21 protein-coding genes are annotated in these 26,105 nt (G+C 69.7%); 14 read left to right on the top strand and 7 right to left on the bottom strand.

What is annotated here, in order from left to right; genetic code table 11:
• Positions 1-544: 544 nt before the first annotated feature.
• The 3 genes from ACIP6N_RS08115 to ACIP6N_RS08105 all read right to left on the bottom strand — a co-directional run bounded on the left by ACIP6N_RS08115 (position 545) and on the right by ACIP6N_RS08105 (position 3,374).
• Entirely contained in the window at positions 545-727 is a 183-nt protein-coding gene (locus ACIP6N_RS08115) for a hypothetical protein (protein WP_401813821.1), read from the bottom strand.
• Positions 728-1,647: 920 nt separating this feature from the next.
• The gene (locus tag ACIP6N_RS08110) at positions 1,648-1,956 is read right to left on the bottom strand and encodes a hypothetical protein (RefSeq protein ID WP_401813819.1); all 309 of its coding nucleotides are present in this window, start codon (positions 1,954-1,956) and stop codon (positions 1,648-1,650) included.
• Between the two features lie 164 nt (positions 1,957-2,120).
• A complete protein-coding gene (locus ACIP6N_RS08105; RefSeq protein WP_401813818.1) occupies positions 2,121-3,374 on the bottom strand; it encodes an FAD-dependent monooxygenase in 1,254 nt (417 codons plus the stop codon).
• Positions 3,375-3,594: 220 nt separating this feature from the next.
• Here ACIP6N_RS08105 and ACIP6N_RS08100 point away from each other — a divergent pair, with 220 nt between their 5' ends.
• Positions 3,595-5,202, top strand: coding sequence for a glycosyltransferase family 29 protein (locus tag ACIP6N_RS08100; protein ID WP_401813817.1), 1,608 nt, complete (start codon positions 3,595-3,597; stop codon positions 5,200-5,202).
• Positions 5,199-7,451, top strand: coding sequence for a polysaccharide pyruvyl transferase family protein (locus ACIP6N_RS08095; RefSeq protein ID WP_401813816.1), 2,253 nt, complete (start codon positions 5,199-5,201; stop codon positions 7,449-7,451). The genes ACIP6N_RS08100 and ACIP6N_RS08095 overlap by 4 nt, the downstream gene beginning before the upstream one ends.
• An 81-nt stretch (positions 7,452-7,532) precedes the next feature.
• Here ACIP6N_RS08095 and ACIP6N_RS08090 read toward each other — a convergent pair whose 3' ends face one another.
• Together ACIP6N_RS08090 and ACIP6N_RS08085 are read right to left on the bottom strand one after the other, a co-directional pair.
• Positions 7,533-8,939 (bottom strand): polysialyltransferase family glycosyltransferase, encoded by a 1,407-nt coding sequence (locus ACIP6N_RS08090; RefSeq protein WP_401813814.1) that lies wholly within the window; start codon positions 8,937-8,939, stop codon positions 7,533-7,535.
• On the bottom strand, positions 8,939-9,919 hold the full coding sequence (locus ACIP6N_RS08085) for a glycosyltransferase family 2 protein (RefSeq protein ID WP_401813812.1): 981 nt from the start codon (positions 9,917-9,919) through the stop codon (positions 8,939-8,941). Before ACIP6N_RS08085 ends, ACIP6N_RS08090 begins: the two co-directional genes overlap by 1 nt.
• A gap of 187 nt (positions 9,920-10,106) precedes the next feature.
• Between ACIP6N_RS08085 and ACIP6N_RS08080 the strand changes: the two genes are divergently transcribed.
• The 11 genes from ACIP6N_RS08080 (at position 10,107) to ACIP6N_RS08030 (ending at position 23,708) form a co-directional block, all read left to right on the top strand.
• Positions 10,107-11,438 carry a DUF6716 putative glycosyltransferase gene (locus ACIP6N_RS08080; protein ID WP_401813810.1) on the top strand — a complete coding sequence of 444 codons (1,332 nt, stop codon included), beginning with the start codon at positions 10,107-10,109 and terminating at the stop codon, positions 11,436-11,438.
• 140 nt (positions 11,439-11,578) lie between these two features.
• Positions 11,579-12,799, top strand: a complete 1,221-nt coding sequence (locus ACIP6N_RS08075; protein ID WP_401814403.1) for a cytidylyltransferase domain-containing protein — start codon at positions 11,579-11,581, stop codon at positions 12,797-12,799.
• 9 nt (positions 12,800-12,808) lie between these two features.
• Positions 12,809-13,732: an N-acetylneuraminate synthase family protein gene (locus ACIP6N_RS08070; RefSeq protein ID WP_401813809.1), complete on the top strand. Its 924-nt coding sequence runs from the start codon at positions 12,809-12,811 to the stop codon at positions 13,730-13,732.
• 44 nt (positions 13,733-13,776) lie between these two features.
• Entirely contained in the window at positions 13,777-14,814 is a 1,038-nt protein-coding gene (locus ACIP6N_RS08065; RefSeq protein ID WP_401813808.1) for a hypothetical protein, read from the top strand.
• Positions 14,815-15,214: 400 nt separating this feature from the next.
• On the top strand, positions 15,215-16,450 hold the full coding sequence (locus ACIP6N_RS08060) for an amidohydrolase (protein WP_401813807.1): 1,236 nt from the start codon (positions 15,215-15,217) through the stop codon (positions 16,448-16,450).
• A gap of 148 nt (positions 16,451-16,598) precedes the next feature.
• Complete coding sequence (locus tag ACIP6N_RS08055; protein ID WP_401813806.1) at positions 16,599-17,660, top strand: BMP family protein; 1,062 nt, start codon at positions 16,599-16,601, stop codon at positions 17,658-17,660.
• Positions 17,661-17,851: 191 nt separating this feature from the next.
• Complete coding sequence (locus ACIP6N_RS08050) at positions 17,852-19,543, top strand: ABC transporter ATP-binding protein (RefSeq protein WP_401814402.1); 1,692 nt, start codon at positions 17,852-17,854, stop codon at positions 19,541-19,543.
• Positions 19,540-20,664 carry an ABC transporter permease gene (locus tag ACIP6N_RS08045; RefSeq protein ID WP_401813805.1) on the top strand — a complete coding sequence of 375 codons (1,125 nt, stop codon included), beginning with the start codon at positions 19,540-19,542 and terminating at the stop codon, positions 20,662-20,664. Before ACIP6N_RS08050 ends, ACIP6N_RS08045 begins: the two co-directional genes overlap by 4 nt.
• Positions 20,664-21,953: an ABC transporter permease gene (locus ACIP6N_RS08040; RefSeq protein WP_401813803.1), complete on the top strand. Its 1,290-nt coding sequence runs from the start codon at positions 20,664-20,666 to the stop codon at positions 21,951-21,953. Before ACIP6N_RS08045 ends, ACIP6N_RS08040 begins: the two co-directional genes overlap by 1 nt.
• Positions 21,950-22,357, top strand: coding sequence for a cytidine deaminase (locus tag ACIP6N_RS08035; RefSeq protein WP_401813801.1), 408 nt, complete (start codon positions 21,950-21,952; stop codon positions 22,355-22,357). Before ACIP6N_RS08040 ends, ACIP6N_RS08035 begins: the two co-directional genes overlap by 4 nt.
• 64 nt (positions 22,358-22,421) lie before the next feature.
• Positions 22,422-23,708: a thymidine phosphorylase gene (locus ACIP6N_RS08030; protein WP_401813800.1), complete on the top strand. Its 1,287-nt coding sequence runs from the start codon at positions 22,422-22,424 to the stop codon at positions 23,706-23,708.
• 64 nt (positions 23,709-23,772) lie between these two features.
• On the opposite strand, the gene ACIP6N_RS08025 is transcribed toward ACIP6N_RS08030, so the two are convergent.
• Positions 23,773-24,495 (bottom strand): HAD family hydrolase, encoded by a 723-nt coding sequence (locus tag ACIP6N_RS08025; protein ID WP_401813798.1) that lies wholly within the window; start codon positions 24,493-24,495, stop codon positions 23,773-23,775.
• 48 nt (positions 24,496-24,543) lie between these two features.
• On the opposite strand from ACIP6N_RS08025, the gene ACIP6N_RS08020 reads away from it, so the two are divergent.
• Positions 24,544-24,876: an STAS domain-containing protein gene (locus ACIP6N_RS08020; RefSeq protein ID WP_401813796.1), complete on the top strand. Its 333-nt coding sequence runs from the start codon at positions 24,544-24,546 to the stop codon at positions 24,874-24,876.
• A gap of 184 nt (positions 24,877-25,060) precedes the next feature.
• Here the strand turns inward: ACIP6N_RS08020 and ACIP6N_RS08015 are convergent, their stop codons facing one another.
• Positions 25,061-26,047, bottom strand: a complete 987-nt coding sequence (locus ACIP6N_RS08015; RefSeq protein WP_401813795.1) for a sigma-70 family RNA polymerase sigma factor — start codon at positions 26,045-26,047, stop codon at positions 25,061-25,063.
• Positions 26,048-26,105: the final 58 nt, after the last annotated feature.

Raw genomic sequence — 26,105 nt, 5'->3', positions numbered from 1 at the left:
AGTCCAACGACGGGATTCGAAGCCCGGGCCGGCATTCTTCAGAGAGTGACTTCAAGTTGTCTTTCTGTGAGCAGGGAACTGAAGATGAGTTTGGTTCTCTGCGTTTCTGTTGAATCTCGCAGACAGAAATAATCGTGAAGAGAATCAATGCCCCCCTTCACGTCTCCCGGGGCGTATCTGACTTGCGATGCGGAATATGTCAAGGTGGCTGAGTCGAATCTGCCAAATGTTCCGAGTTGGCTTTCTGTCTGATTCGCCGCGCGTTCTGCCTCACGGAGGCTGTTCAACGCATTGCTTCGCTCACCTGTCAGGGCGTAAGAATGTGCTTGCTGCCCGGCGCGAGAAATGCGCGCATGCGGGGGCTGGATTCCGGAGATGCTTCCGCAGCGGCGTTCGCGAGTCTCACTGTTGGTGCGTCGTGGCCAAGATTTGCTGCCTGAACCGACATGCCGCGCAGGACGTGGAAATCGGTCATGTGGTCGCCACTGGTGCCAGCAAGCTCCAGACCTTTGCGTAGTACTCCTACGATCCGCCGTGCGCCCCCTCATCGACTGCCATCCATCCGGTCAAGTAGCACAGGATCGTGGCTGCAGACATCATCGATTTGCGGTTTTCGCTGGATGTGGTTGCCTTCACTTAGGGGGTGACCGTGTTGACCAAGCGGCGGCAATGGGTCGGGCGTAGCGGCCACCAATTCGGCATCGAGATCTGACAGTCGGTCGGTCATGGCTGGAACTGCCTGGAACTCTGGCTGGCCAATTCGCCGGTGTGGATCGGTCTTGATCGGAGTCCGTCCGGCCCATCCCGTCGGGCCGGCCAGGGGTGGTGAGAGCCGCAGAGAAAAGGCCCGCACTGAAATCGGTCCGGCGGGAGGGATCCATGTCCTGTCTTCCCAGATCGATCAGTCCTTCCACGGTGCTGCCGGATTGTTTCAACCGGTCGAGTGCCGAGGGGAAACCTGCCTCGGCGTGTGTGACCGGGCCTTTGAGTCTCCGAGTCCAAGGCCTCCACGATGAGCGGCCGGACGCTCTCCCTGGGGATGTGTCCCTTCAGCCACTGGTGGACCGACGGTTCACAGCATTTGAGTGGCGTCCCTCGCTCGGTTCCGATGCGGTTGATCGCTTGGGCGAGTTGGCGCATCTTCCACCCGCTCTCACGGAACAGCCGCTCAAGTGTCGCGTTCGGCTCCGGGGGCTTCACTGGTCCCAACCCCCGCGCAGACAGCTCCTAAAGCTCTGAAGTCCTGCCGCCGAAGCAAGCGTAGCTCTGTGCGTAGTTTTCCAGTTTCCCAGAGTGAATGGGAGACCACTGAAGGAAGCAGGGCGACCATGGATCCAAGGGCAACCGGCAGGGACGCCACGCGGCGACGGCGAAAACTTTCTCCGGCCGGTTCTCAAGTGGCCACCATGCCAATGCGACGCAGCGGTTTGCCGCCGCGGTGTCACCCGATGCCGACGCGTCTCAGCCCGAAGTCGACCTGAGTGACGCGGACGTCACGGACAAGGCGGAGTCAGTAGAGGGTGACGAGCAGAGCCCGACCATGCGGCGCGGCAGGGAACAAATGCGGCGGGAAGATCGGCTGAGGCGCCGAGGTGGTGGTTACCGGTGATAGCCAAGAATGTCAAAGTGCGGCCGGCGAATGACCTGTCAGGTGCTTTGCCTGGCTGCGGGTCTCCCGATCGGCGCGGGCGAGAGCGTGTTCGCGAAGCCGCGGCAGTCCTTGCCCGAACCCGCCACCCGGCAATCCCCCGCTACCCCATCAACCCGCATCCGCGCAGCCACTCCCAGTCCGGCCGCGGTCCGGTCCCCGGTCCCCGACGCGTCCTCGCCCGCCCATCCCACGTAGCCGTCCGGGCGGATCAGGAACAGGCCCCTGCCGTACGGGGCGTAGGCGTCCAGGTGGTGTACCCGGATTGCTTCGCCCTCCAGTGGCGGCAGTTCTGCGTCCGTCCCCACGGTCAGCAGGGTGAAGTGCGGCCCCGCAGGGCGTCGAAGATTCTTGTGCCGTCCGGGAGGGGGCCGTCCGGGTCCCGGTCGCCCGCGTGCAGGGCTCCCGCCGAGCCTGCGGACAGGGGGCCGCCCCGGTAGCCGAGGGCGAGTTGGCGGGTCGCCGTGCCGCGCTACGCCTCGCCCCGGTGGATGCGGGTCGACAGTGCGAGCATCTCCGCGGCCAGGGGCCGCCGTTCCTCCTCGTACGTGTCCAGCAGCGCCGTCCTCGCGCCGTGTCTGATCACCTGGCCGAGCTTCCAGCCCAGGTTGTACGCGTCCTGAATGCTGGTGTTCAGGCCCTGCCCGCCCGCCGGGGAGTGGAGGTGTGCCGCGTCTCCCGCCAGGAAGATCCGGCCGTCGCGGAACCGGTCCGCCAGTGCGGTTCGCGGCCGGAAGTCCGACGACCACCGCACTTCCGTGACGTCCGCCGCGGTGAGATGGGTCCGCGCCGCGACGAGTTTGCGTATCCCCGCCGCCGAGGTGTCGGGCGCCGAGCCGTCCTTGAACTGGGCGACCAGTTGGAAGTCTTCGGTCGCGGGCAGCGGGCACAGCGTCAGGAACGCGCCGTCGTCGTCCACGAAGGTGTGCCAGTTCAGCCGGTCGAGCGCGTGCGCGCGGATGCGGAGGTCCGCGACCAGCATCGGGGCGGGGTCGACGCTCTCGCCTCTCATGCCGATGCCGAGCAGGCCGCGCACCGTGCTGCGGCCGCCGTCCGTCGCGACCGCGTACCGCGCGCGGACCGTCCCGCCGGACGTCCACCGGGGCGTCTCCCCGCCGGTCTCCCCGGTCCGGCCGGTCCCGTCCGTCTCCCCGCTCCCGACGCTCTCCCCGGTCCGGCCGGTCCCGACGGTCTCCGTGGGCTCCCCGCCCGCCGTGACGGCCGACAACCGCGCCGTGACCCCCTGCTCGTCCTGCGTGATGTCCGTCAGCCTCGTGCCGAAGGTGACGCTCCCGTCCAGCTCGGTGAGCCGGGCGTACAGGATTTCCTGCGTGCGCCACTGCGGCACCAGCCAGGGGCCTCCGTACGGTTCCGCGTCAGTCGGGGCGATGTCCTCGAACACCCGCCGTTCGCCCTGCCGTTCGCCGTCCCGCCAGAGCATGGCGACCGGCGCGATGCCGCCGTGCGCCAGCATCGGCTCGATCACGCCCAGGTCGTCCAGGACCTCCAGCGTGCGGGGCTGAACGCCCTTTCCGCGTGAGCCCGGGAAGAGGCCGTCCGACTGTTCCACGACCTGTACGGAGACTCCGCGTCTCCGCAGGTCGCAGGCGAGGGCGAGGCCCGTGGGACCCGCCCCGACGATCAGGACGTCGACTGGGGTGGAGATAGAGGTGGGGATGGCGGCGGGCACGGGGCCCGGCGCGTCCTTAACGTTGTTAAGTTCCATGTCCGGAGCCTCCGACTCCGCCGCCCCGGGTTATGACGTGGAAGCCCGCTCCGCGGGGCTCGCGGCCGTCGTCGCGGGCATCGGGCAGCTGCTCCTGTGACGTCTGAGGTGCTGCGTTTTCCTGACCGACGGTGTGAGTTCACCTGCTGGCCCGGCGGGTTTCCTAACCTGTCACCTGCCCCCCACCTGTAGCGGGTGGCAGCAGACGTCCGGGAGCAGCATGACAAAGGTCCGCAGCCTATGGCCGAGACGGCGCGGCGGCAAGAACGGCGCAGCCGACACGACCGGTACGACCGGCGTGGACGACGGCGCGGGTACGAACGCCACCACCGACCAGCCCGTCGCGTCGGCACGCGCCGACGACCGGATCGAGGCGACCCACCACGCTGTCTGTCTGCGCGCCTGCGCGCGGTACGAGGCTGAGTCGGCGGCGGTAAAAGGCGACCGCAAACGAACGGAGCTGATCGAGAAGCTCCGGCATTTGCTCGATGTCCACGCACGCGAGAAGCAGGCGCTGGCGGCAGCCCACCCGGAGTCAGGCAAGTCCGGGACCGGCAAGTCCGGCAAGGGCAAGCCCGCCGGCAAGCCCGGGCCGGCCCCGCTCGGTGTCAGTGACGCGCTCTTCGACGCGCTCCTCGCCGTCGGTTCCAAGGCGCTGGAGTGCGACCGCGGCCGCGGTGGCGCGGAGTTGAAGCTCGCGCTCCTCGTCGGCAACACCGTGCTGACCGAACGCGGCAACTCCCGTGCCGGATGGCGGCTGCGGGCCAGGACGCTGGAGGCCGCGGGAGACGAGGCCGCCGCCGTCGACGCGTACGAGCGCTATCTAGGCCTCACCGCCGACGACCGGTTCGGCGTGGCACCCAAGCTCGCCGGGCTGCGGGTGGCCACCGAGCGGCAGCAGGACATGCTGACGCTGCTGGCCCGTGACTGCCCCCGGGCCGAGAACTTCGCCGCCGGTCCCGCCGCCGACGTGTGGGCCGAAGGTCTGGCCCTGCACGAACTCGGCGAGCGCGAGCAGGCGGAGCCGCGGCTCGTCGGCGCGCTCCTCGGCATGGGCCGGGCCGGACGCCCGGTGCTCGAACTGCAGGAAGCCGTCAGCCGGTACCTCGACCTGCGGATCACGGCCGCCGGCGGTGACGCCTCCGAACTGCGTGAACTCATCGGCCTCTACGCCGATCAGCGCAGGAACCGCATGCGACCGCCCGTGCTGGATCCGACCTTCGAAGAGGCCGACTGGATCGGTCTCGGCGAACTGCGCAATCTCATAGCGGGCAAGTCCATCTGCCTGGTCGCCAACTCCGCTCGCATGAACGGCAGTTCGCTGGGCGCCGAGATCGACGCGTACGACCTGGTCGTGCGCTTCAGCTCGTACCGCACCGAGGCGCAGGACACCGGTAGCCGTACCGACATCCACGCCACCAGCCATGAACACGGCTTCAATTGGGACCGTCCGGTCACCTTGCGGCTGGCCTACGGCGGGGTCTCCGAGGACTGGCGGTACTCGCTGCGCGACCGGCTGGTGCCCGGAGCGCAGAAGTACGTGGGCGACGAGACGCTGCGCTGGCCGCTGCGCCACATCGGCGGGGTGGGCTGGGACTCCTGGCCCTCCATACCGACCAGCGGTTTCAACACGCTGTGGATGCTGGACTTCCTGGACGTCAGCCCGACGCTCGACCTGATCGGCTTCGACTTCTACGAGAGCGGTGTCCACCGGCTGCCGGGGGCGATGCGGATCCCCGTCACCTCCGAGCGTGAGTACACCAGCGAGAAGGCGTGGGTCATGGAACGCGCCCAGAGCGTCACCGATATGAGGATTTCCCTGAGATGACCGCCCCCACGCTCTCCGGTGACGGAGCCGCCAACCCGCTCACCGGCAAGCGCCGTATCGCCTTCGCCGCCTTTGTCGGTGAAGGCCAACTCGACGATTTCCTCGTCTTGTTGCGCAGTCTCGCCCTCTCCAACCCGGAGCTGTGCGAGGACTTCGTCGTGCTGCACGACGGACTGACGCCCGCCGCGGTCGACCGTATCCACACGCTGCACCCGCGCACGGAACTGCGGGCCGTCGACACCGCGCGGTACGCGTCGTACGGCGCCGTCGCCCAGGCGCCCGGGGAGCACCAGCCCGGAGCGGGTTCCTGGACGGCGTACTGCTTCCTCGACGCCTTCCGGATACGCGACTACGACACCGTCATCGTCCTGGACCCCCGCATGGTGGTGCCGGGCAACCTCGGTGAGCTGCTGCGGCAGCGCGAAGGGCTCGCCGCACTGGCCCAGTTCACGGAGGGGCCCGGCGACCGGTCGGCCCGGCTCGCGGCGGGCCCGCTGGTCATCCAGCGCGCGTATCTCAACGACGCGTTCTGCGCGCGGCTCGACGCCATGGGACACAGTGGCGGCTACGCGGTGGCCGAGCAGGGCTTCGGCCTTCTCGACGCCGTGCTGGACGGCGGCTTCGTCGCGCTCAACGCCAAGCTCATCGGTACGTTCGACGCGAAGGAGAACGCGAAGACGGACGTCTCCGACGCCGAGTTCCAGGCCGCGTACGTGGAGCTGAAGGGCGCCACGCACCACGATCTGCTCGTGCACTTCGGCACCCCGCACGTGGCGCGCACCGGCGATCTGGACTGCGCGCGCAAGGTCGCCGGTGCCCACATCGCCGCGGGCGAGTACGAGGAGGCGGTGGAGCTGCTGCGCAGCGTCCACATCCCGGTGGACGCGGCCTGGCCGCACGAAGTGCTGGGCCACGCCCTGATGTCCGTCTCCCGTTACGAGGAGGCGCGCGCCCAGCTGCTGCTGGCCACCGCCGCCCCCAAGCGGGCCGCCACCGCCTTCGGCCGGCTGGCGCAGATCGCCTGGGTGCACGGCGACGACGCGCTCGCGCAGACGTACGCGATGGAAGGGCTCGCGGTCGACCCGACCCACCCCAACAGCCGCCAGATGCAACGCCGTACGCGCGCCCGGACCGAGCCCCAGGAGGGCCCGGCGGGCGAGCAGCTGGCGCACGTGGCGTATTACATGCCGGAGCAGGGCAACGCGGGTGACAAGCTGTTGCCCGAGTCCGTACGGCTGACCTTCGGCGCCGATACGGGCCCGAACCGCTGGCACTCCATCCACGCCCACCGGCTCTTCGACGAGGCCGCGCTCGAACGGGTCAACTCCCGTCGGGGGCTGGTCATCGGCGGTGGCGGACTGTTCATCCCGGACACGGCGCCCAACGGCAACAGCGGCTGGCAGTGGAACGTCCCGGACGAACTGCTGAACCGTATCGACGTGCCCGTCATGGTCTACGCGGTCGGCTTCAACGCCTTCGACGGCCAGTCCTACCGGCGCCGCCGCTTCGACACGGCGCTGCGCCGACTCGTCGAGCGCGCTTCGTTCTTCGGGCTCCGCAACCACGGCTCGATCGAGAAGGTCAGGGCGCTGCTGCCCGCCGAACTGCACGACAAGGTCCGCTTCCAGCCCTGCCCGACCACCGTCACACGGCAGTTGGTGGACGGCTGGACGGACCCGGACGAGCGCGAGAACACCGTCCTGATCAATGCCGCGTACGACCGGGCCGGCCTGCGCTTCGGCCATGACTACGCGCACTTCCTCGCCGAAATGGCCAAGGCGATAAGGGCGTTGGGTGCGCACGCCGAGGTGAAGTGTGTGGCGCACTCGCTCGACGACGAGAAGATCGTCGTCGATCTGCGGCGTGAGCACGGCATCTCGCTGCCGGTGATCCCGATGTACGACTTCGACAACGACGCGATCCGGGACACGTACGCCCGTACGAAGCTGGTGATCGGCATGCGCGGGCACGCGGGGATGATCCCGTTCGGCTGCGGTACGCCCATCATCAGCCTGATCTCGCACCCGAAGATGACGTACTTCCTGGCCGACATCGAGCGTCCGGAGTGGGGCGTCTCCGTCCACGACAAGGACCTCGGCGCGGTGCTCACGGAGCGGGCGCTCGGGCTGCTGAACGATCACGCGGCGGCCGTGGCCGACGTGCACGCCAGGCAGCAGGAGCTGTGGAAGGTCACGCAGGCGAACGCCGCCGACCTGCGCGCGATCCTGGGCTCCGCACAGGGGAGTTGACCGAACACGAAGGGGGGCGGGCCACTCGGTCGAGTGGTCCGCCCCCCTTCGTCGTTCACAGCACAGCCGGTCCCGGAGGACCTACCGCAGGACCGTCCGGCGCAGCTTCCTCGCCCGCCGCACCATCCGCCGCGCCGTCGCGTTGCGCGGGATCGCGGCGAGCTGCGAGGGGATCGCGCCCGGCAGTCCGAGCGCCGTCAGGCGGCGGCGCTTGAAGTAGCGCCAGGTACGGTCGTCGAGATGCGTGGAGAGGTAACGCTCCGCCGCCGGACGCAAGTTCGGGTAGATCTGCGCCTGCATCGCGAAGCCGACCGCCTCGACCAGCTCGCCCAGGTGCGCTTCCGGCTCGAACGAACCGTCGTCGTCCAGCGGCGTGAGCAGCGCGTCCACGATCGTCACCGGCACGCGGTTGCTGTTCTGGTACGGCGCGAGCCGCTCCAGCAGGATCTCGGTGCCCGTGCGGGCCACCGGGATTCCGTAGAAGGCGGACGCCGTCAACAGCGCCGTGGAGAAGCAGCCGACGACCAGGACGGGCTTCAGCCGCTTGTACAACACCTCGGCGAGCACGGGCGTGTCGAGGACCGTCAGTTCGACTCCGGCCTTCTTCGCCTCGTCCTCGAGCAGCTTCGACCACTCCGAGGGCGCGGCCGGATGCGGCTTGAACACCACGTGCTTGTGACCCAGGGCGGCGGCACCGCGCACCATCGTGGCGTGCAGTTCCTCCTCTTCGCGCTCAGTGAGGATCCCGAGCGCGGAGAGGTACTGGCCGAGGATCAGCACCGGAGGCACCGACGGCGTCGCGATGCCCTCCGCCGTGTCGGTGAGCGTGTCGAGCACGCGGCGGAACGCCTCCGTCGGCACCAGCTCGGGCTCGACGCCGAACTCCGTGAGGAGCAGCGGCTTGAGGCCGGGTACGAGGTCGAGATGGAGCAGCCGGCGCACCCGGCTGCCGATCAGCGGGGGGATCTTGGAGCGCGTGGGCCCGTAGCTCATCAGGCCGTCGGCGTACACCGTCAGCGGCGCGCCCGTGAAGATCTCGGTGATCGCGAGCGCGGGGTTGACCTGGATGGACTCGACGGCCACCTCCACGCGCGTGTCGCCGAGGCCCCAGGCGAGCCTCAAGTGGCGTTCCCACAGCGGGGTGTCGTCGGACCGGGGCGACCAGCCGCTCGGGTGGAACGGCGCGATGGTCTCGTTCCACGACACGAGGTCGTCGAACCGGTCACGCAGCTGCTCGAAGCCCGGCATCCGGTCGATGGACGGGTGCAGTTCGGGCGACGCGGAGTTGTTGCAGACGACGAGCAGGCGCCGTTCGGCCGGGCCGAAGAGCCCGGCGTCGATCGCGGCGGCCAGCGTGGCGGCTCCGTACAGCGAGGACGCGCAGAAGATCTGCGTGAGCCCCCTCGTACGGGCGGCCCCCGGGCCGGCGGTGCCAGGAGTGGCCGCGGCAGCGGGAGTTGTACGACTCTCCGACGTGTTCGACGCCATCACGCGACCGCCTTGCCGGTAGCAGCGGACCGCCGTCGCAGACGGCGCAGTCGGGTCGAGCGCTCCAGGTCCATCGAATCCAGTGCTTCCTTGAGAACGTCCTGGGGCAGTCGTTTCAGGGCGCCGGCGCTCATGGCGCGCAACTGGCGCGCCACGGACGGCTCGAACCGCTCTATCGATCCCAGATGGTGGGCAATGATCGCGCAGTACGTACGGACGGCCTTCGGCAGGAACCGGTCCGCCTCCGGGTCCTTGGCGGTCTCCTCGATGACCTCGTCGAAGGCGCGGATGAAGTCGAGCTGCCGCACGTCACCGATCTGGGTGAGCGAGGAGGCGACCCCGCGCCGGTAGAAGATCCCGAGCACGCTGAGCGCCGCGAAGCTCTCCGCCTCGCGGTGCAGCCGCCAGATCCACGGCCGGTCCTCGGCGGTCCGCAGCCCGTCCGTGAAGTGCACGAGGCCGCGTTCGACCAGCCTGCGGTGGTAGACGCCCGCCCAGGCGTACGGGTAGTCCACGGACGTCGACCGGTCGGCGGGCAGGATCACGTCACGCGGCCGCAGCACCTCGTCACGCAGGCCCACCGGAACCCGGTGGATCGTCCGCGCCTTGCCGGTGAACTGCACGTGGTCGGTGCGCACGAAGTCGACGCCGAGCCCTTCGGCCGCCTCGACCACCTGCGCGTAGTAGCCGGGGGCCACCCAGTCGTCGCCGTCGAGGAAGGTGACGAACTCACCGCGCGCGGAGTCGAGTCCGGTGTTGCGCGCGGTGGCGAGGCCGCCGTTGCGTTCATGTCTGAGGACGACCGCCCCCGGGAGTTCACGCTCCGCCCGTTCAAGGATCTCGAGGGTCCCGTCGGACGAACAATCGTCGACCAACAGGAATTCGAAGTCGTCACGCGTGTTCGCGCGCAGGCTTCTGAGGGTTTCGGGAGCGTATGTCTGCACGTTGTAGAACGGCACGACGACGGAGAGCTTGACCACGCACGTGAGGCTAGGCGGCGCCACATCCTGTCCCCTGACATTCGGAGGGATGGCGGGTGAACGAAGCGTGGCGGAACGGTTAACCCGCTCGCTCCGGGTGCGCCGCCCCCATCCGTAGATGTTCTGTTAACCCTTCGTTGCCATTGAGTTGGGCGGAGCAACGAATTGGCTTTCTAACGTCCAGGACGTGCCATCACGTAGCAGTCACGCGGTTCGGGTCGCAGTGCTCGCCGACTCGGACACCCGGTGGAAGTGGGGCGCGCTCACCGCGCGCCGCATCGTCCCCGAAGAGCGCGACATCGAGCTGAGCGGCTTCCTGCTGCGCGGGCGAGCCACGCCCACGGCCAGACAGCTTGCCGAGGTCGGCGCGGACGCCGACGCGCTGCGCGAGATGACGGGCACCGGCTTCCTGCACGCGCTGAGCGATGAAGAGCCGTACGACATTGTCGTGTTGGCCCTCGTCGGCGGAGCCGTACAGGCGATGCTGCACGGCCTCGCGGCCCTCGGTCTCGCCAAGCGCCCCGTCATCGTCACGGGGTACGTGGGTGTCGTCTACGAGAAGCTGTCCGACGGCCTGCTGCTGCGGCACGGTGCGGACGTCGTCCTCGCCAACTCCCGTCACGACGCGGCGCGTTTCCGCGCGGTGTACGAAGGTGTCGGCGCCGACGCCTCGTCGGTCACGGAGGCGGCGCTGCCCTTCCTGGGCGGCGAGCGCTACCGGCCGGAGGAGGACCGCGACACCGTGGTCTTCGCGGCGCAGCCGTCCGTCCCGGTGAGCCGTGCCGACCGTGCGTACGTACTCAGGCGCCTGATCGAGCACGCCAGGCTGCACCCGCGCCGCGAGGTGCTGCTCAAGCTGCGCAGCCAGGTGGGTGAACAGACCACGCACATCGAGGAGTTCCCCTACCAGAAGCTCGCCGAGAAGGTGCCCGGCGGTCTGCCGCCGAACTTCAAACTGGTGTACGGGAACATGGGCGAGGTCCTCGACCGTACGGACCTCCTGGTCACCGTCTCCTCGACGGCGGCCCTCGAATCCCTGCACCGGCGCATCCCGACGGCGATCCTCACCGACCTCGGAATCCGCGAACCGCTCGGCAACCACCACTTCATCGGCTCGGGCTGCCTCGCGTCCTGGGACCAGCTGGACGGCGGCAACCGGCCCAAGGCGGACGCCGTTTGGGCCGACCGGCAGGGCGTCGCCGCCGACGGTTCGTACGCCTCGGCCTTCGACCAGGCGCGCAAGCGCGTGGCCGGCCTGCTCGACCTGCACGACGAGGGCGAACTGCCCGCCATCAGCCCGTACTACACGACCACCACGGCGCCCGGATACCTGCCGGGGCTGCTCGCCCGCTACCACCTCGCGCCCGACGGCACACCGTCGTCCGCCCGCGCCGCCTCGAACGGGTCCTCCGGGGTCCGCCGCGTGGTGCGCGAGGCCGTACGCGGAGCGGCGCGCGGCGCCTACCGCCACGGCGTCCAGCGGGTGGCCCCCGTCATCCGCCGGATGGGCGAGCTGTGACCCCGCCCGCCGCGGACCAGCTGACCGCGGCCGGCCGGCAGGCCGCCGCCGCGCAGCCCACCACGCCGTCCGCCTCCGGCCGGCCCCCCACAGCGCAGCCCGCCGCCGACCGGCGGGCCGCGAACCTAGGAGCGCACGACATGACCGTCCTCGCCGTGATCCCCGCACGCGGTGGATCCAAGGGCGTCCCCGCCAAGAACCTCGCCACCGTCGGCGGCGTACCGCTGGTCGTCCGCGCGGTGCGCGCCGCCCTCGCCGCCCGTCACGTGACCGACGTCGTCGTCTCGACGGACGACGCCGCGATCGCCGACGCGGCCAGGATCGCCGGGGCCGAGGTCGTCCTGAGGCCCGCCGCGATCGCCGGTGACACCGCGACCAGCGAGGCCGCCGTGCTCCACGCGATGGACGCGCACCAGGCGATGCGCGGCGTGGTCGCGGACGTCGTCCTGCTGGTGCAGTGCACCAGCCCGTTCATCACCGCCGACGACCTCGACGGCGTGGCCTCGGCCGTCACCGAGGACGGCGCGGACACCGCGCTGACCGTCGCACCGACCCACGGCTTCATCTGGCGTCAGGAGGGCGGACAGCTCACCGACGCCGACGCGAAGCTGAACGGCTACGGCGTCAACCACGACAAGTCGAACCGGCCGCGCCGCCAGGACCGTCCCCAGGAGTTCCTGGAGACCGGCGCCGCGTACGCGATGCGCGCCGACGGCTTCCGTGAGGCGAACCACCGGTTCTTCGGCCGCACCGCCCTCGTCCCCACGGACCCCGCCCGGGTCCTGGAGATCGACGACCCGCACGACCTGGAGCGCGCCCGCGTCCTCGCGCCGCTCCTCGACCCGGCCGTCCTGCCCTCGCACGCGGACATCGACGCCGTCGTCCTCGACTTCGACGGGACCCAGACCGACGACAAGGTCCTCGTCGACGCCGAAGGACGCGAGACGGTCGCCGTCCACCGGGGCGACGGCCTCGGCATCGCCGCGCTGCGCCGCTCCGGACTCGAACTGCTCATCCTCTCCAGCGAGCAGAACCCGGTCGTCGCGGCCCGCGCCAGAAAGCTTCAGGTGCCGGTACTCCACGGCATCGACCGCAAGGACCTCGCACTCAAACAGTGGTGCGACGAGCACGGGGTCGCACCCGAGCGAGTGCTCTACGTCGGCAACGACGTGAACGATCTCCCGTGCTTCGGGCTCGTCGGCTGGCCCGTGGCCGTCGCGAGCGCCCATGACGCCGTACGCGCAGCCGCGCGTGCCGTCACCACGACCCCCGGCGGTGAGGGCGCGATCCGCGAGATCGCGGCCTGGATCCTCGGACCGGGTCTGAACACCCCCCACACGAACACCCTCGACAAGAAGTAAGGACCCACCATGACCGACTCCCGCCTGCGTACCTTCGGCACGCGTACCGCCGGACCCGGCCGCCCCGTCTACATCACGGGCGAGATCGGCATCAACCACAACGGTGAGCTGGACAACGCGCTCGCCCTGATCGACGTGGCCGCCGAAGCCGGCTGCGACGCGGTCAAGTTCCAGAAGCGCACCCCGGAGATCTGCACCCCGCGCGACCAGTGGGACATCGAGCGCGACACCCCCTGGGGCCGGATGACGTACATCGACTACCGTCACCGCGTCGAGTTCGGCGAGGACGAGTACCGCACGATCTCCGAGCACTGCAAGACCCGCGGCATCGACTGGTTCGCCTCCCCGTGGGACACCGAGGCCGTCGCGTTCCTGGAGAAGTTCGACGTCCCGGCCCACAAGGTCGCCTCCGCGTCCCTCACGGACGACGAGCTGCTGCGCGCCCTGCGCGCCACCGGCCGCACCGTCATCCTCTCGACCGGCATGTCGACGCCGAAGCAGATCCGTCACGCGGTCGAGGTCCTCGGCAGCGACAACATCCTGCTCTGCCACGCCACGTCGACGTACCCGGCCAAGGCCGAGGAGCTGAACCTGCGGGTCATCAACACCCTCCAGGCCGAGTTCCCGAACGTCCCGATCGGCTACAGCGGCCACGAGACCGGTCTCCAGACCACCCTCGCCGCCGTCGCCCTCGGCGCCACCTTCGTCGAGCGTCACATCACCCTCGACCGCGCCATGTGGGGTTCGGACCAGGCCGCGTCCGTCGAGCCGCAGGGCCTGCAGCGCCTCGTGCGCGACATCCGCACCATCGAGGCGTCCCTCGGTGACGGTGTCAAGAAGGTCTACGAGTCGGAGCTGGGCCCGATGAAGAAGCTCCGCCGCGTCGCGGGCGTCGTCGCCGAGGCCGAGACGTCCGTGCCGGCGGCGGTCTGACACTCGTGACCAGTCCCAGTGGGGCTCGCCCCCAGCACCCGCGTGTGATCGCCTTTGTGGAGAGCCCGGTCCAGCTGCTGAACGTGCTGGAGTGGGCCCGGGCGAGCGCGACCGGTGACCAGCTCACCGTCATCGTGCTCTCGCCCACCGATCCCATGTCGCGTGGCCAGCTCCGCCGGATGGCGGAGCTGGCGCGGGACGAGGGCTTCACTGTGCGCTGGCAAGAGGCGCGCGCGAGTGCGGGGGCGCCGCTGCGGACTGTGCGCCAGCTCGCACCGATGCTGCGCAGAGCGGACCGGATCGTCATAGGCGATCCGTTCTCCCGCTACGTGCAGCTGCTGCTGACGCTCGTCCACGGGAAGGCGCTGACCGTCGTGGACGACGGCACGGCGACCATGGAGTTCGTCGGGCAGCTCGCCCGGGGCGAGCGGCTGGTGCGCTGGCACCGCCGCGGCGGCGGCCGCGGTCCCCGTGAGCTGATACTCGCCCCGGTCACGGCAGCGGCGCGGCGCAGGCTCACGCCGACCGCCGCCCGCAGCGTCGAGGTCTTCACCTCGATGCCGGTGGGGGAGGTACCCGACGGCATCACCGTGACGCCCAACACCTTCGAGTGGACCCGCGCCACCTTCGGCCCGCCCTCGATCCACGAGGGCGCGGCCGACATGGTCGGCACGTCGCTGGTCGAGACGGGCGTGGTGGACGAGGACCAGTACCTCGAAGCGGTCGTGGCCCTGGCCCGTACCCACAACGCCACCCGCTACTTCGCCCACCGCCGCGAGGCCGTGGACAAGCTGCACCGGCTGCACGCGGCGACGGACCTGGAGATCGTCCGCCCCGACCTGCCGCTGGAGGTCATCGCACGCCGTGGCCCGATAGGCGCGACGGTCGTGAGCTTCCCCTCCACCGTCGTCCACACGCTTCCCCTGGCCCTCGCCGGCACGGGCGTACGAGTCGCTGTGTGCGACATCGCGCCGGAATGGCTCAGGGAATCGGCGTCCCCCCGTGCGGAGGGCTTCCTGTCGGTGGTCACCGGCACGGCCCGGGACATCCACCGCCTGCCCCGCCTCCCGGCAACGGCCTGACGGCCCGCGCCGAACCCCGGCCCGACGGTCTCCCGGCCGAACGGCCAACCGGCCCGACGGCCTGAGGACACCCGGCCCGGCCCACCGATGGACTCCACCGGTGGGCCGGGCCGCGCCTTTTGCGTGCCTCACCCGTTGGACCCGCCGTTCTTGGCCGGTATCCGTTCCCCGCGCCACGCTCCGTTCCGGGGGCCGGCGCGGCCGCGCCGTATCAGTGGATCTATGCGGATCGGTACGGATCAAGCGCCACCAGGCGTGCCGTGCTCATTTGTGGGAAGTCGACCCACATACCCCACGGAAGTGACCATTAAGCGTCCGAGTAAGGGCTGGGTGCGACTGTGTGGCTGAAATTTTATGTATCCAGCCATCGTTGATCCTTGCAGGGCCTAACGTTCGGCAGGTGAACCAGTTGACGTCCGATGAGACAGATCAAGATCTGCCCGGAGAAGCTGCGCTTCCCGGTGCGCTCCCCGACGACCTGCGTGCCGAGCTGATCGCCTTCCGGCGGGACATGCACATGCACCCCGAGCTGGGCAATCAGGAGTACCGCGCCACGGCCGCGGTCAAGCGGCGACTGGAGCGGGCCGGTCTCGAGCCCCGGGTACTGGCCTCCGGAACCGGGCTCATCTGCGACATCGGGACCTGGGACGGCGTACGCCCCATGCTGGCGCTCCGCGGCGACATGGACGCGCTGCCCATCCCGGACACCAAGACGGACGTCCCGTACCGCTCCACCGTGCCCGACCGCGCGCACGCCTGCGGACACGACGTCCACACCACGGTCGTCCTCGGCGCCGGGCTCGTTCTGGCCGATCTCGACCGGCAGGGGCTGCTGCCCCACCCCGTGCGGCTGATCTTCCAGCCCGCCGAGGAGGTGCTGCCCGGCGGCGCCGCGCTGGCCATCGAGTCCGGGGCGCTGGAAGGCGTCGGCCGGATCATCGCCCTGCACTGCGACCCCAAGGTGGAGGCCGGCAAGATCGGGCTGCGCATCGGTCCCATCACGTCCGCCTGCGACCGGCTGGAAGTCGCCCTGGACGGCCCCGGCGGGCACACCGCGCGGCCGCACCTGACCACCGACCTGGTGACCGCGCTCGCCCGCGTCGCCACCGACGTGCCGGCCGTACTGGCCCGCCGGGTCGACTCACGCTCCGGGCTGGCGCTCACGTGGGGCCGGATCACCTCGGGCCACGCCGCCAACGTCATCCCGCAGCACGGCGAACTGTCCGGAACCGTACGCTGCCTCGACCTGGTCGCCTGGCACGACGCCCCCGATCTGGTCCATGCCGCGATCGACGAGGTGGCCTCGCTCCATCACGCCAAGTCGCAGATCACCTACGTACGGGGAGTGCCGCCGGTGGTCAACGAGAAGGGCGCGACGGAACTGCTGCGGGACGCGCAGACCGCGAGACGCGGTTCGTACGCGATCGAGGACACCGAGCAGAGCCTCGGCGGCGAGGACTTCTCCTGGTACCTGGAGCAGGTTCCTGGCGCGATGGCGAGGCTCGGCGTGAAGGAACCGGGTGATATTGGTCGCTACGACCTGCATCGTGGCGATTTCGACGTGGATGAGCGTGCGATCCAGGTGGGAGTTGAACTTTTCACCGGAGCGGCACTGATGGACCGCCACCGCTTGTAATCGGCCAGTACTTTTCCCGTCACCTCCCGTTCGCGACGATCCGATAACAGCTTTCGGACAGGTCTTTGTCCGACATCTACGCGCGTTACGATCGCCGCTAAACCAGCGCCAAAAGAGGCGCTTTGGTCAGGTTGAAGGGACCACCCTCTTGCGCCGGGTAATCAAGGTCGCTGCGGCGGGATTCGCCACCGCCGCGCTCGCTCTGTCTGCCACCGCGTGTGGCAGCACATCGGCCGACAAGGCCAAGGACAGTGACGCCTCGTCCAGCTCCGCAAAGGGTGGCGTCAAGGTCGGCATCGCCTACGACGTCGGTGGTCGTGGTGACCACTCCTTCAACGACTCCGCCGCGCGCGGTGTCGACAAGGCGAGGGACGAGTTCGGTGGTGAGGTCAAGGAACTGACCGCCAAGACCACCGACACCGAGGCCGACCGCCTCGACCGTCTCTCGCAGCTCGCCGAGGCCGGGTACAACCCGGTCGTGGGCATCGGCTTCGCGTACGCCAGCTCGATGAAGCTGGCCGCGGACAAGTTCCCGCAGACCACCTTCGGCATAGTGGACTCGGTCGTCGACGCGAAGAACGTCGACAACATCGTCTTCACGGAGGAGCAGGGCTCCTACCTCGGCGGTGTGGCCGCGGCCCTCAAGACGAAGAAGGACCACGTCGGCTTCATCGGCGGCGTCGACGTCCCGCTGATCAAGAAGTTCGAAGCGGGTTACGTCCAGGGTGTCCACGACACCAACCCGAAGATCAAGGTCGACGTGCAGTACCTGTCGCACGGCTCCGACACCTCCGGTTTCGCCAGCCCCGACAAGGGCAAGGCCGCGGCTCAGGGCATGCTCGACAAGGGCGCGGACGTCATCTACACGGCGGCCGGCTCCTCCGGCTCCGGCGCCATCGAGGCCGTCCACGGCACCAAGGGTGCCTGGGCGATCGGCGTCGACTCCGACCAGTACAACCAGGCGCAGCTCGCCGCGTACAAGAGCTCGATCCTGACCTCCGTTGTGAAGAACGTCGACCTCGGCGTCTACGACCTGGTCAAGTCCGTCAAGGACGGCAAGCCGCTGGTGGGCACCAACACCTACGCGCTGTCCAAGGACGGTGTCTCGCTGACCACCAGTGGTGGTTTCATCAAGGACATCCTGCCCAAGATCGACGAAGCCAAGCAGAAGATCGTCGACGGTTCGGTCAAGGTCAAGACCACCCCGTAATCGGCTACGGCGCGCGGGGCTGAACCTGCGACGCCGGAGCGCGGGCCCGGTGGGAGGGATCTCGACCCCTCCCACCGGGCCTCACTTGGTGGTAACGATGTGTCAACTCTACGCGTGTAGGCGGGAGTTGACGCGCTAGCGTCACCGAACGCCCCCCGCCCAACGCTCCTTCCATCCGAGGTGAGTGCGCCATCAACGCGTCCAGCCCGTCCGCGGCCCCGCCCGCCGCCGCCCCTGTCGAGGCGGCTCCTGCCGTCGAACTGCGCGGCATCACCAAACGCTTCCCGGGTGTCGTCGCCAACAGCGACATCGACATCACCGTCCGCAGAGGCACCGTGCATGCCCTCTGCGGGGAGAACGGCGCCGGCAAGTCGACCCTGATGAAGATCCTCTACGGCATGCAGAAGCCGGACGAGGGCACCATCACCGTCGACGGCACGCAGGTCGCCTTCGGCAGCCCCGCGGACGCCATCGCGCGCGGCATCGGCATGGTGCACCAGCACTTCATGCTGGCCGACAACCTCACCGTCCTGGAGAACGTCGCGCTCGGCAGCGAGAAGCTGTACGGCATCGGCGCCAGGGCCCGCGCCAAGATCCAGGAGATCTCGGACGCGTACGGCCTCGGCATACGGCCCGACGTCCTCGTGGAGGAACTGGGCGTCGCCGACCGGCAGCGCGTGGAGATCCTCAAGGTCCTCTACCGCGGCGCCCGTACGCTCATCCTCGACGAGCCCACCGCGGTCCTCGTGCCGCAGGAGGTCGAAGCGCTCTTCGACAACCTGCGCGAGCTGAAGTCCGAGGGCCTGACCGTCATCTTCATCTCGCACAAGCTGGGCGAGGTGCTGTCGGTCGCCGACGCCATCACGGTCATCCGGCGCGGGACGACGGTCGGCGACGCCGATCCGCGCACCACCACGACCAAGCAGCTCGCCGAGCTGATGGTCGGCAGCGAGCTGCCCTCCCCGGAGACCCGCGAGTCGACCGTCACCGACATCCCCGCGCTCACCGTCGACAACCTGAAGCTGACCGCCACCGACACCGACGGTGTCGTACGGGACGTCCTGGCCGGCATAAGTTTCACGATCCACCGGGGCGAAGTCCTCGGGATCGCGGGCGTCGAGGGCAACGGCCAGGCCGAACTGGTCGAGGCCGTCATGGGCATGCGCGACCCGGACGGCGGTGTCATCACCCTCGGCAGCACCGACATCTCCCACGCGCCCACCCGCAAGCGGCGCGAGGCCGGTATCGGCTACATCCCCGAGGACCGTCACCGGCACGGACTGCTGCTGGAGGCCCCGCTCTGGGAGAACCGCATCCTCGGCCATGTCACCGAGGCACCCAATTCCAGGCACGGCCTGATCGACGCCAAGGGCGCCCGTCGCGACACCGAGCGGATCGTGCGCGAGTACGACGTACGCACCCCCGGCATCGAGGTCACCGCGGCGTCCCTGTCCGGCGGCAACCAGCAGAAGCTGATCGTCGGACGCGAAATGAGCCACGCGCCCAGGCTGCTGATCGCCGCGCACCCGACCCGGGGCGTGGACGTCGGCGCGCAGGCCCAGATCTGGGACCAGATCCGCGAGGCACGGCGCGAAGGTCTCGCCGTCCTGCTGATCTCCGCGGACCTGGACGAGCTGATCGGCCTGTCCGACACCCTGCGGGTGATGTACCGCGGCCGCCTGGTCGCGGACGCCGACCCCGCCACGATCACCCCCGAGGAGCTGGGCTCCGCCATGACCGGCGCGGCCAGCGGCCACCTGGAAGCCCAGGACCCGGGCACGGACGTCCCTGTCCCTGCCCCTGCCCCTGCCACGAACCTGGACGACCAGGACCCGAACCCGGAATCCCGGCCCCAGGGCGAGACGGGGGAAGAGGACCGATGAAGAAGCTCATCGCCCGCATCGACAGGGAGCGGCTGCTCCTCGCGATCGCGGCGCCCGTACTGGCGGTGATCGCCGCGCTGGTCATCACCGCGCTGATCATCCTCGCCACCGGCAAGAACCCGTTCGAAGCCTTCAACGACATGCTGTCGTACGGCTCGGCGAGCGACAGCCAGATCTACATCCTCAACAAGGCGACGACGTACTACCTCGCGGGCATCGCGGTGGCCATCGGCTTCCGGATGAACCTGTTCAACATCGGCGTCGACGGCCAGTACCGCATCGCGGCCTTCTTCGCCGCCGTCGTCGGCGGCGCGCTGAACCTGCCCGGCATCATCCAGATCCCGGTCATCATCATCGTCGCGATGCTCGTCGGAGCCATGTGGTCCGGCATCGCCGGTGTCCTCAAGACCTCACGCGGGGTCAGCGAGGTCATCTCCACGATCATGCTGAACTCCATCGCCACCGCGGTCATCGGCTACCTGATCCAGCCGGACCAACTCGGCCAGCTCGACGACGCGGGCACCCTCGTCTCCACCAAGTCGCTGCCCTCGTCCTCGTGGTTCTTCTCCATCGACACCGGCCCGGCAGGACAGCTGTGGGGCTTCATCGTCATCGCCGCTCTGGCGGGCGTGGCGTACTGGTTCATCCTCGGCCGCACCCGCTTCGGCTACGACCTGCGCGCCGTCGGCCAGTCCGAGTCCGCCGCCTCGGCGAGCGGTGTCAGCGTCAAGAAGATGATCATCACCAGCATGCTCATCTCCGGCGCCACAGCCGGTCTGATCGGCATGCCGACGCTGCTCAATGACAGCCACTCGTTCAGCAACAACTTCCCGCTGGGCGTCGGCTTCACCGGTATCGCCATCGCGCTGCTCGGCCGCAACAACCCCATCGGGATCGCGCTCGCCGCCCTCCTCTGGGGCTACCTGGAGCGCACCACCAACCACCTGGAACTCATCGGCTACGACAAGGAGATCCTCGGCGTGATCCAGGGCGTCATCGTCCTGTGCGTCGTGATCGCCTACGAACTCGTACGCCGTTACGGCCTCAAGCGCCAGCAGCAGCGGGTCGGCGCCGAACTCGCCGCGCAGGCCGCCAAGACCGAGAAGCTGGAGGTGGCGTGATGACCGCCATGACAACCAACGCCCCTCCTTCCACGGCCGCGAAGACGCCGGGCGGCAAGCCCGCCCGCCGCCGGCTCTCCGTCCCGCGGATCCTGCTGATCGTCGCGGGCGCGCTGATCCTGCTGTCGGCCGTACGGGTCCTCACCGGGTCGGAACAGCTCGACTCCGTGGGCCAGATCAGCGCCGCACTCGGCCTCGCCGTCCCGATCGGTCTCGCCGGACTCGCCGGTCTGTGGTCCGAGCGCGCCGGTGTGGTCAACATCGGCCTCGAAGGCATGATGATCCTCGGCACCTTCGGCGCCGGCTGGATCGGCTGGCAGACCAGCCCCTGGCTCGGCCTGATCGCCGGTGTCGCCTTCGGTGTGCTGGGCGGACTGCTGCACGCGGTGGTCACCGTCACCTTCGGCGTCGACCACATCGTCTCCGGTGTGGCGATCAACCTGCTCGCGCTCGGTGTCACGCAGTACCTCGCCAAGCTCTTCTTCAACTCCGGTGAGGCGCTGGCCAAGGGCGGCAACCCCAAGCAGTCGCCACCGGTCGGTTCCATCCCGGACGTGACCGTCCCGGGGCTCTCCGACGGGCTGAAGACGCTGGCCGGCCACCACTGGTTCCTGATCTCGGACCTCGCGGGCATCGTCGGCGGCCTGGTCACCAACGTCTCCGTGCTGACGCTCTTCGCGGTGGTCCTGTTCATCGCCACCTGGTGGATCCTGTGGCGCACGCCGTTCGGGCTGCGGCTGCGTTCCGCCGGTGAGAACCCGATCGCCGCCGAGTCGCTCGGTGTCAACGTCTACTCGTACAAGTACATGGCGGTCGCCATCTCCGGCGGTCTCGCGGGACTCGGCGGCGCGTTCCTCGCCACCGTCCCCTCGCACGTCTACCTGGAGAACCAGACCGGCGGCCGCGGTTACATCGGTCTCGCCGCGATGATCTTCGGCAACTGGCGTCCGGGCGGACTCGCCATGGGCGCGGGCCTGTTCGGCTTCTCCGACGCGCTCCAGCTGCGCAACGGCGGCGACACCGTGCACGCCCTGCTGCTGATGCTGGTGGTCCTGCTGGTGCTGCTCGCCGCGTGGAAGGCGTACCGCAGGGCGAAGGTCCAGGCCCTGGCGAGCGCGGCCGTGGCGGCGCTCATCCTCGTCTGGTACCTGGTGACGGACACCGTGCCCGAGGACTTCGTCGGCGCGACGCCGTACGTCGTCACCCTGCTCGTTCTGTCACTGTCCGCGCAGCGCCTGCGGATGCCCAAGGCGGACGGCATGCGCTACCGCAAGGGACAGGGCAAGTGACGGGCACCGCGGAGTCCGCCGCCGTCGACTGGGAAGCCCTGCGGGCCGCGGCACGGGACGCCATGTCCCGTGCGTACGCCCCGTATTCGGGCTACCCGGTCGGCGCGGCGGCGCTCGTCGACGACGGCCGTACGGTCACCGGATGCAACGTCGAGAACGCCTCGTACGGCATCGGCCTGTGCGCGGAATGCGGCCTCGTCTCCGCGCTCACCCTGGGCGGCGGTGGCCGGCTCACCCACTTCACCTGCGTCGACGGCGCGGGCGACGTGCTCGTGCCGTGCGGCCGCTGCCGGCAGCTGCTGTACGAATTCGGCGGCCCCGCACTGGTGCTGGAGACCCCGGACGGGCTCCGCACGCTGGACGAGATGCTGCCGCAGGCGTTCGGCCCCCAGCACCTCAACTGACCGCCGGATCCACGGAATCACCGGACCACCGAACCACCACAGCAGAAGCACTGGAAGGACCGTCATGGACGTCATCTCCGTCATCCGCACCAAGCGGGACCGGGGCGAACTGAGCCCGGAGCAGATCGACTGGGTGATCGACGCCTACACGCGCGGCGAGGTCGCCGACGAACAGATGTCGGCGCTGGCGATGGCGATCCTGCTCAACGGCATGAACCGTACGGAGATCGCCCGCTGGACCGCCGCGATGATCGCGTCCGGCGAGCGCATGGACTTCTCCGCCCTGTCGCGCCCCACGGCCGACAAGCACTCCACGGGCGGTGTCGGCGACAAGATCACCCTGCCGCTCGCCCCGCTGGTGGCGGCCTGCGGAGCGGCCGTACCGCAGCTCAGCGGCCGCGGCCTCGGCCACACCGGCGGCACGCTCGACAAGCTGGAGTCCATCCCCGGCTGGCGGGCGGCGCTCTCCAACGCGGAGATGCTGAACGTCCTGGACACCACGGGCGCGGTGATCTGCGCGGCGGGCGACGGCCTGGCCCCGGCCGACAAGAAGCTGTACGCGCTGCGCGATGTCACCGGCACGGTCGAGGCGATTCCGCTGATCGCCTCCTCGATCATGTCGAAGAAGATCGCCGAGGGCACGGGCTCGCTCGTGCTCGACGTCAAGGTCGGCTCGGGCGCCTTCATGAAGACCATCGAGGACGCCCGCGAACTGGCGGCGACGATGGTCGGCCTCGGCAACGACCACGGCGTACGCACGGTCGCCCTGCTCACCGACATGGCCACCCCGCTCGGCCTGACGGCGGGCAACGCCCTGGAGGTACGCGAGTCCGTCGAGGTCCTGGCGGGCGGCGGCCCCGCGGACGTCGTGGAGCTGACCCTCGCGCTGGCGCGGGAGATGCTCGACGCGGCCGGTCTGAAGGACGCGGACCCGGAGAAGGCGCTGGCCGACGGCTCGGCGATGGACGTCTGGCGGCGCATGATCGCGGCGCAGGGCGGCGACCCGGACGCGGCGCTCCCGGTCGCCCGCGAGCAGCAGGTGATCACCGCCCCGGCCTCGGGTGTCCTCACCCGCCTGGACGCGTACGACATCGGCGTGGCCGCCTGGCGCCTGGGCGCGGGCCGCGCCCGCAAGGAGGACCCGGTCCAGGCGGGCGCGGGCGTCGAACTCCACGCCAAGCCGGGCGACACGGTCAGGGCGGGCGAGCCGCTGCTCACCCTGCACACGGACACCCCGGAGAAGTTCGACTACGCCCGCCAGTCCCTGGCCACGGCGTACGACATCGCGGCGGCGGGCACCCCGGAGTCCGCGTACCGGGCGACCCCGGTGGTGCGGGAACGTATCGCCTGATCGAGGCCGTCACACGCGCCTGTCGGAGCGGGACCGGTGGATGGCCGCCGGTCCCGTTTTCCGTTCAGCCGGTGGACGCGGGCCCGGCGTCCGCGCCGCCGCTTGCGTCCGCGCTCGTGTCCGCGCCCACGCTCGCCAGGAGCTTCGGCAGGTCGCGCATCGTGCCGAAGACCACCGTGCCGGGGCCTTCGAGCCGGTGCGCGGCCGTCAGGCCGCCGGCGTAACCGAAGGAGCGCATGCCTGCGGCGCGGGCCGCCCGCACGCCGTGCGGGCTGTCCTCCACGACCACACAACGCGCCGGGTCCGCGCCCATCGTCCGGGCCGCGTGCAGGAACAGGTCGGGCGCCGGCTTGCCCCGGGCCACGTCCGAGGCGCAGAAGACGCGGCCCGCGAAACGGTCGTAGAGGCCCGTGGTGGTCAGGTTCTGCCGTATGCCCGCGTGGTTGTTGTTCGACGCGAGGCAGAAAGGTGTGGCGAGGGCCTCCAGGACGTCGGCTATGCCGTCGACGGCGGTCAGTTCGGCCGCGAACGCCTCTTCGTAGAAGTGCTCGTACGGGCGGTGCCAGTCCCGTTCCAGCGGGCGGCCGAGGCGTTCCTCGACCTGCCGGTGGAAGTCCTCCGCCGAGCAGCCGACGAACAGCTCGATCATCTCCGCATCGGTGAAACGACAGCCCATCGCCTCGAACACCCGCGCGTTCACCCGCACGGCTATGCGTTCGCTGTCCACGAGGACGCCGTCACAGTCGAAGATGACCAACTCGACCGGGGGCGCGGATTCCTGGGCCATCCCCGCAGCGTACGGGCTGTGCCCGGACGGATGCGATGAGTTTCGGACGTGAGCGCGGTCTCAGTGGGCGTGGATCCCGTGCGACCGATCGTCCTCGTCCTCACGGGCCGGCTGACCTCCGCCGACGTGCCCGGACTGTGCGACGCGCTGACGGCGCGACTTGCCGCGGAAGCAGGGGACGGAAGCTTCGGCGGGCGCGAGGTGATCTGCGAGGTCGGCGGGCTCGTCCGCCCCGGCCTGGCGGCCGTCGACGCGCTGGCCAGGATGCAGCTCACCGCCCGCGGGCACGGATACCGGATCCGGCTGAGAGGAGCAGATCAGGAGCTGCGGCTGATGCTGGAACTGGCCGGTCTGCCCTGGCTCGCAGCTGACGGTCCCTGACCTGGGGCCTGTCTGACACATCCCGCCTGGCTGGCGACGCCCGACACGCACACTGGCCGCGTTGCCGAAGTCGCCCGAGTACGTCCGGGCCATCGACGGCGCCGACCCTCCGCCTGGCGATCGCACGCACCGGACGCCACGAGCCCCGCCCTTCGGGCGGACGGCGCTGCGCACGCCCTCGCGCTCACGCCTTTTCGAGGCGCGGCGGCAGACCGAACATCGGGAACCAGCGCTCCGTGTCCAGGAAGGAGTTGATGCCCGATACCCGCCCCTCGGTGATCTCGACGACCATCAGCGCCCACGGCACATGCCCGTCGCCGTCCTCGCTCCGGTGGTAGTGCGCGAACGCCGGAGTGCCGTTGGCGACCGTCGGGACGAGCCGTGAGCCACGGCAGACGGAGCCGACGCCCAGCATCCAGCCCACGATGTCCGCGTGGCCCTGGAGCCACAGGCCGTACGGCGGCATGGACAGCGTGGCGTCCTCATGGAGCAGCGCCGTCAGCGCCTGCATGTCGTAGCCCTCGAAGGCCGTCACATACCGGTCCAACAGCTTCTTCTGCTCCTCGTCCAGCGGCTCCGCCAGGTCCGTCCCGGCGGGCTCGCACTCCGCCAGCGTCGCCCGCGCACGCTGGAGCGCGCTGTTGACGGAGGCGACCGTCGTGTCCAGCAGCTCGGCGACCTCGCTCGCCTTCCAGGCCAGCACCTCGCGCAGGATCAGCACCGCCCGCTGTTTCGGCGGCAGCCGCTGGAGCGCCGTCATGAAGGCGAGCCGGATCGTCTCGCGCTCCACCGCGGCCTCGGCCGGGTCGGCCACCGACGGCAGCACCCGGCCGTCCGGCACCGGCTCCAGCCAGGTGGCCTCGGGGAGGGCGCTGAGCTGCGCCTGAGCCACCGGCGTCGCCTCGGACAGGTCCATCGGACGGGCCCGGCGGTTGCCGGCGTGCAGCATGTCCAGGCAGACGTTCGTGGCGATGCGGTAGAGCCACGACCGCAGCGAGGAGCGGCCCTCGAACTTCGCCAGGCCCCGCCACGCGCGCACCATCGTGTCCTGCACGGCGTCCTCGGCCTCGAAGGAGGAGCCCAGCATGCGGTAGCAGTAGCCGGTCAGCTCCGTCCGGTATTTCTCCAGCCGGAAGTCCGGATCCTCTGCCGTCGTCGCCAGATCACTCATCAGGTCACCCCTGTCGCCACCGCGGAACCGGTCGGTCCTCCGGAAGCTATCGCGGCCC

The organism is Streptomyces sp. NPDC088725 (genome assembly GCF_044751305.1).
In the GTDB taxonomy this organism is placed as follows: Bacteria; Actinomycetota; Actinomycetes; order Streptomycetales; family Streptomycetaceae; genus Streptomyces.
The sequence above is the reverse complement of the archived record's forward strand: the minus strand, read 5'-3'. Positions and strand labels throughout refer to the sequence as shown.

Excerpts from the sequence above, each read along its gene's own strand:
- ACIP6N_RS08115 (WP_401813821.1), bottom strand. The coding sequence starts at position 727 with ATGACCGACCGACTGTCAGATCTCGATGCCGAATTGGTGGCCGCTACG.
- ACIP6N_RS08105 (WP_401813818.1), bottom strand. The coding sequence starts at position 3,374 with ATGGAACTTAACAACGTTAAGGACGCGCCGGGCCCCGTGCCCGCCGCC.
- ACIP6N_RS08100 (WP_401813817.1), top strand. The coding sequence starts at position 3,595 with ATGACAAAGGTCCGCAGCCTATGGCCGAGACGGCGCGGCGGCAAGAAC.
- ACIP6N_RS08095 (WP_401813816.1), top strand. The coding sequence starts at position 5,199 with ATGACCGCCCCCACGCTCTCCGGTGACGGAGCCGCCAACCCGCTCACC.
- ACIP6N_RS08090 (WP_401813814.1), bottom strand. The coding sequence starts at position 8,939 with ATGGCGTCGAACACGTCGGAGAGTCGTACAACTCCCGCTGCCGCGGCC.
- ACIP6N_RS08075 (WP_401814403.1), top strand. The coding sequence starts at position 11,579 with ATGACCGTCCTCGCCGTGATCCCCGCACGCGGTGGATCCAAGGGCGTC.
- ACIP6N_RS08070 (WP_401813809.1), top strand. The coding sequence starts at position 12,809 with ATGACCGACTCCCGCCTGCGTACCTTCGGCACGCGTACCGCCGGACCC.
- ACIP6N_RS08045 (WP_401813805.1), top strand. The coding sequence starts at position 19,540 with ATGAAGAAGCTCATCGCCCGCATCGACAGGGAGCGGCTGCTCCTCGCG.
- ACIP6N_RS08040 (WP_401813803.1), top strand. The coding sequence starts at position 20,664 with ATGACCGCCATGACAACCAACGCCCCTCCTTCCACGGCCGCGAAGACG.
- ACIP6N_RS08030 (WP_401813800.1), top strand. The coding sequence starts at position 22,422 with ATGGACGTCATCTCCGTCATCCGCACCAAGCGGGACCGGGGCGAACTG.
- ACIP6N_RS08025 (WP_401813798.1), bottom strand. The coding sequence starts at position 24,495 with ATGGCCCAGGAATCCGCGCCCCCGGTCGAGTTGGTCATCTTCGACTGT.
- ACIP6N_RS08015 (WP_401813795.1), bottom strand. The coding sequence starts at position 26,047 with ATGAGTGATCTGGCGACGACGGCAGAGGATCCGGACTTCCGGCTGGAG.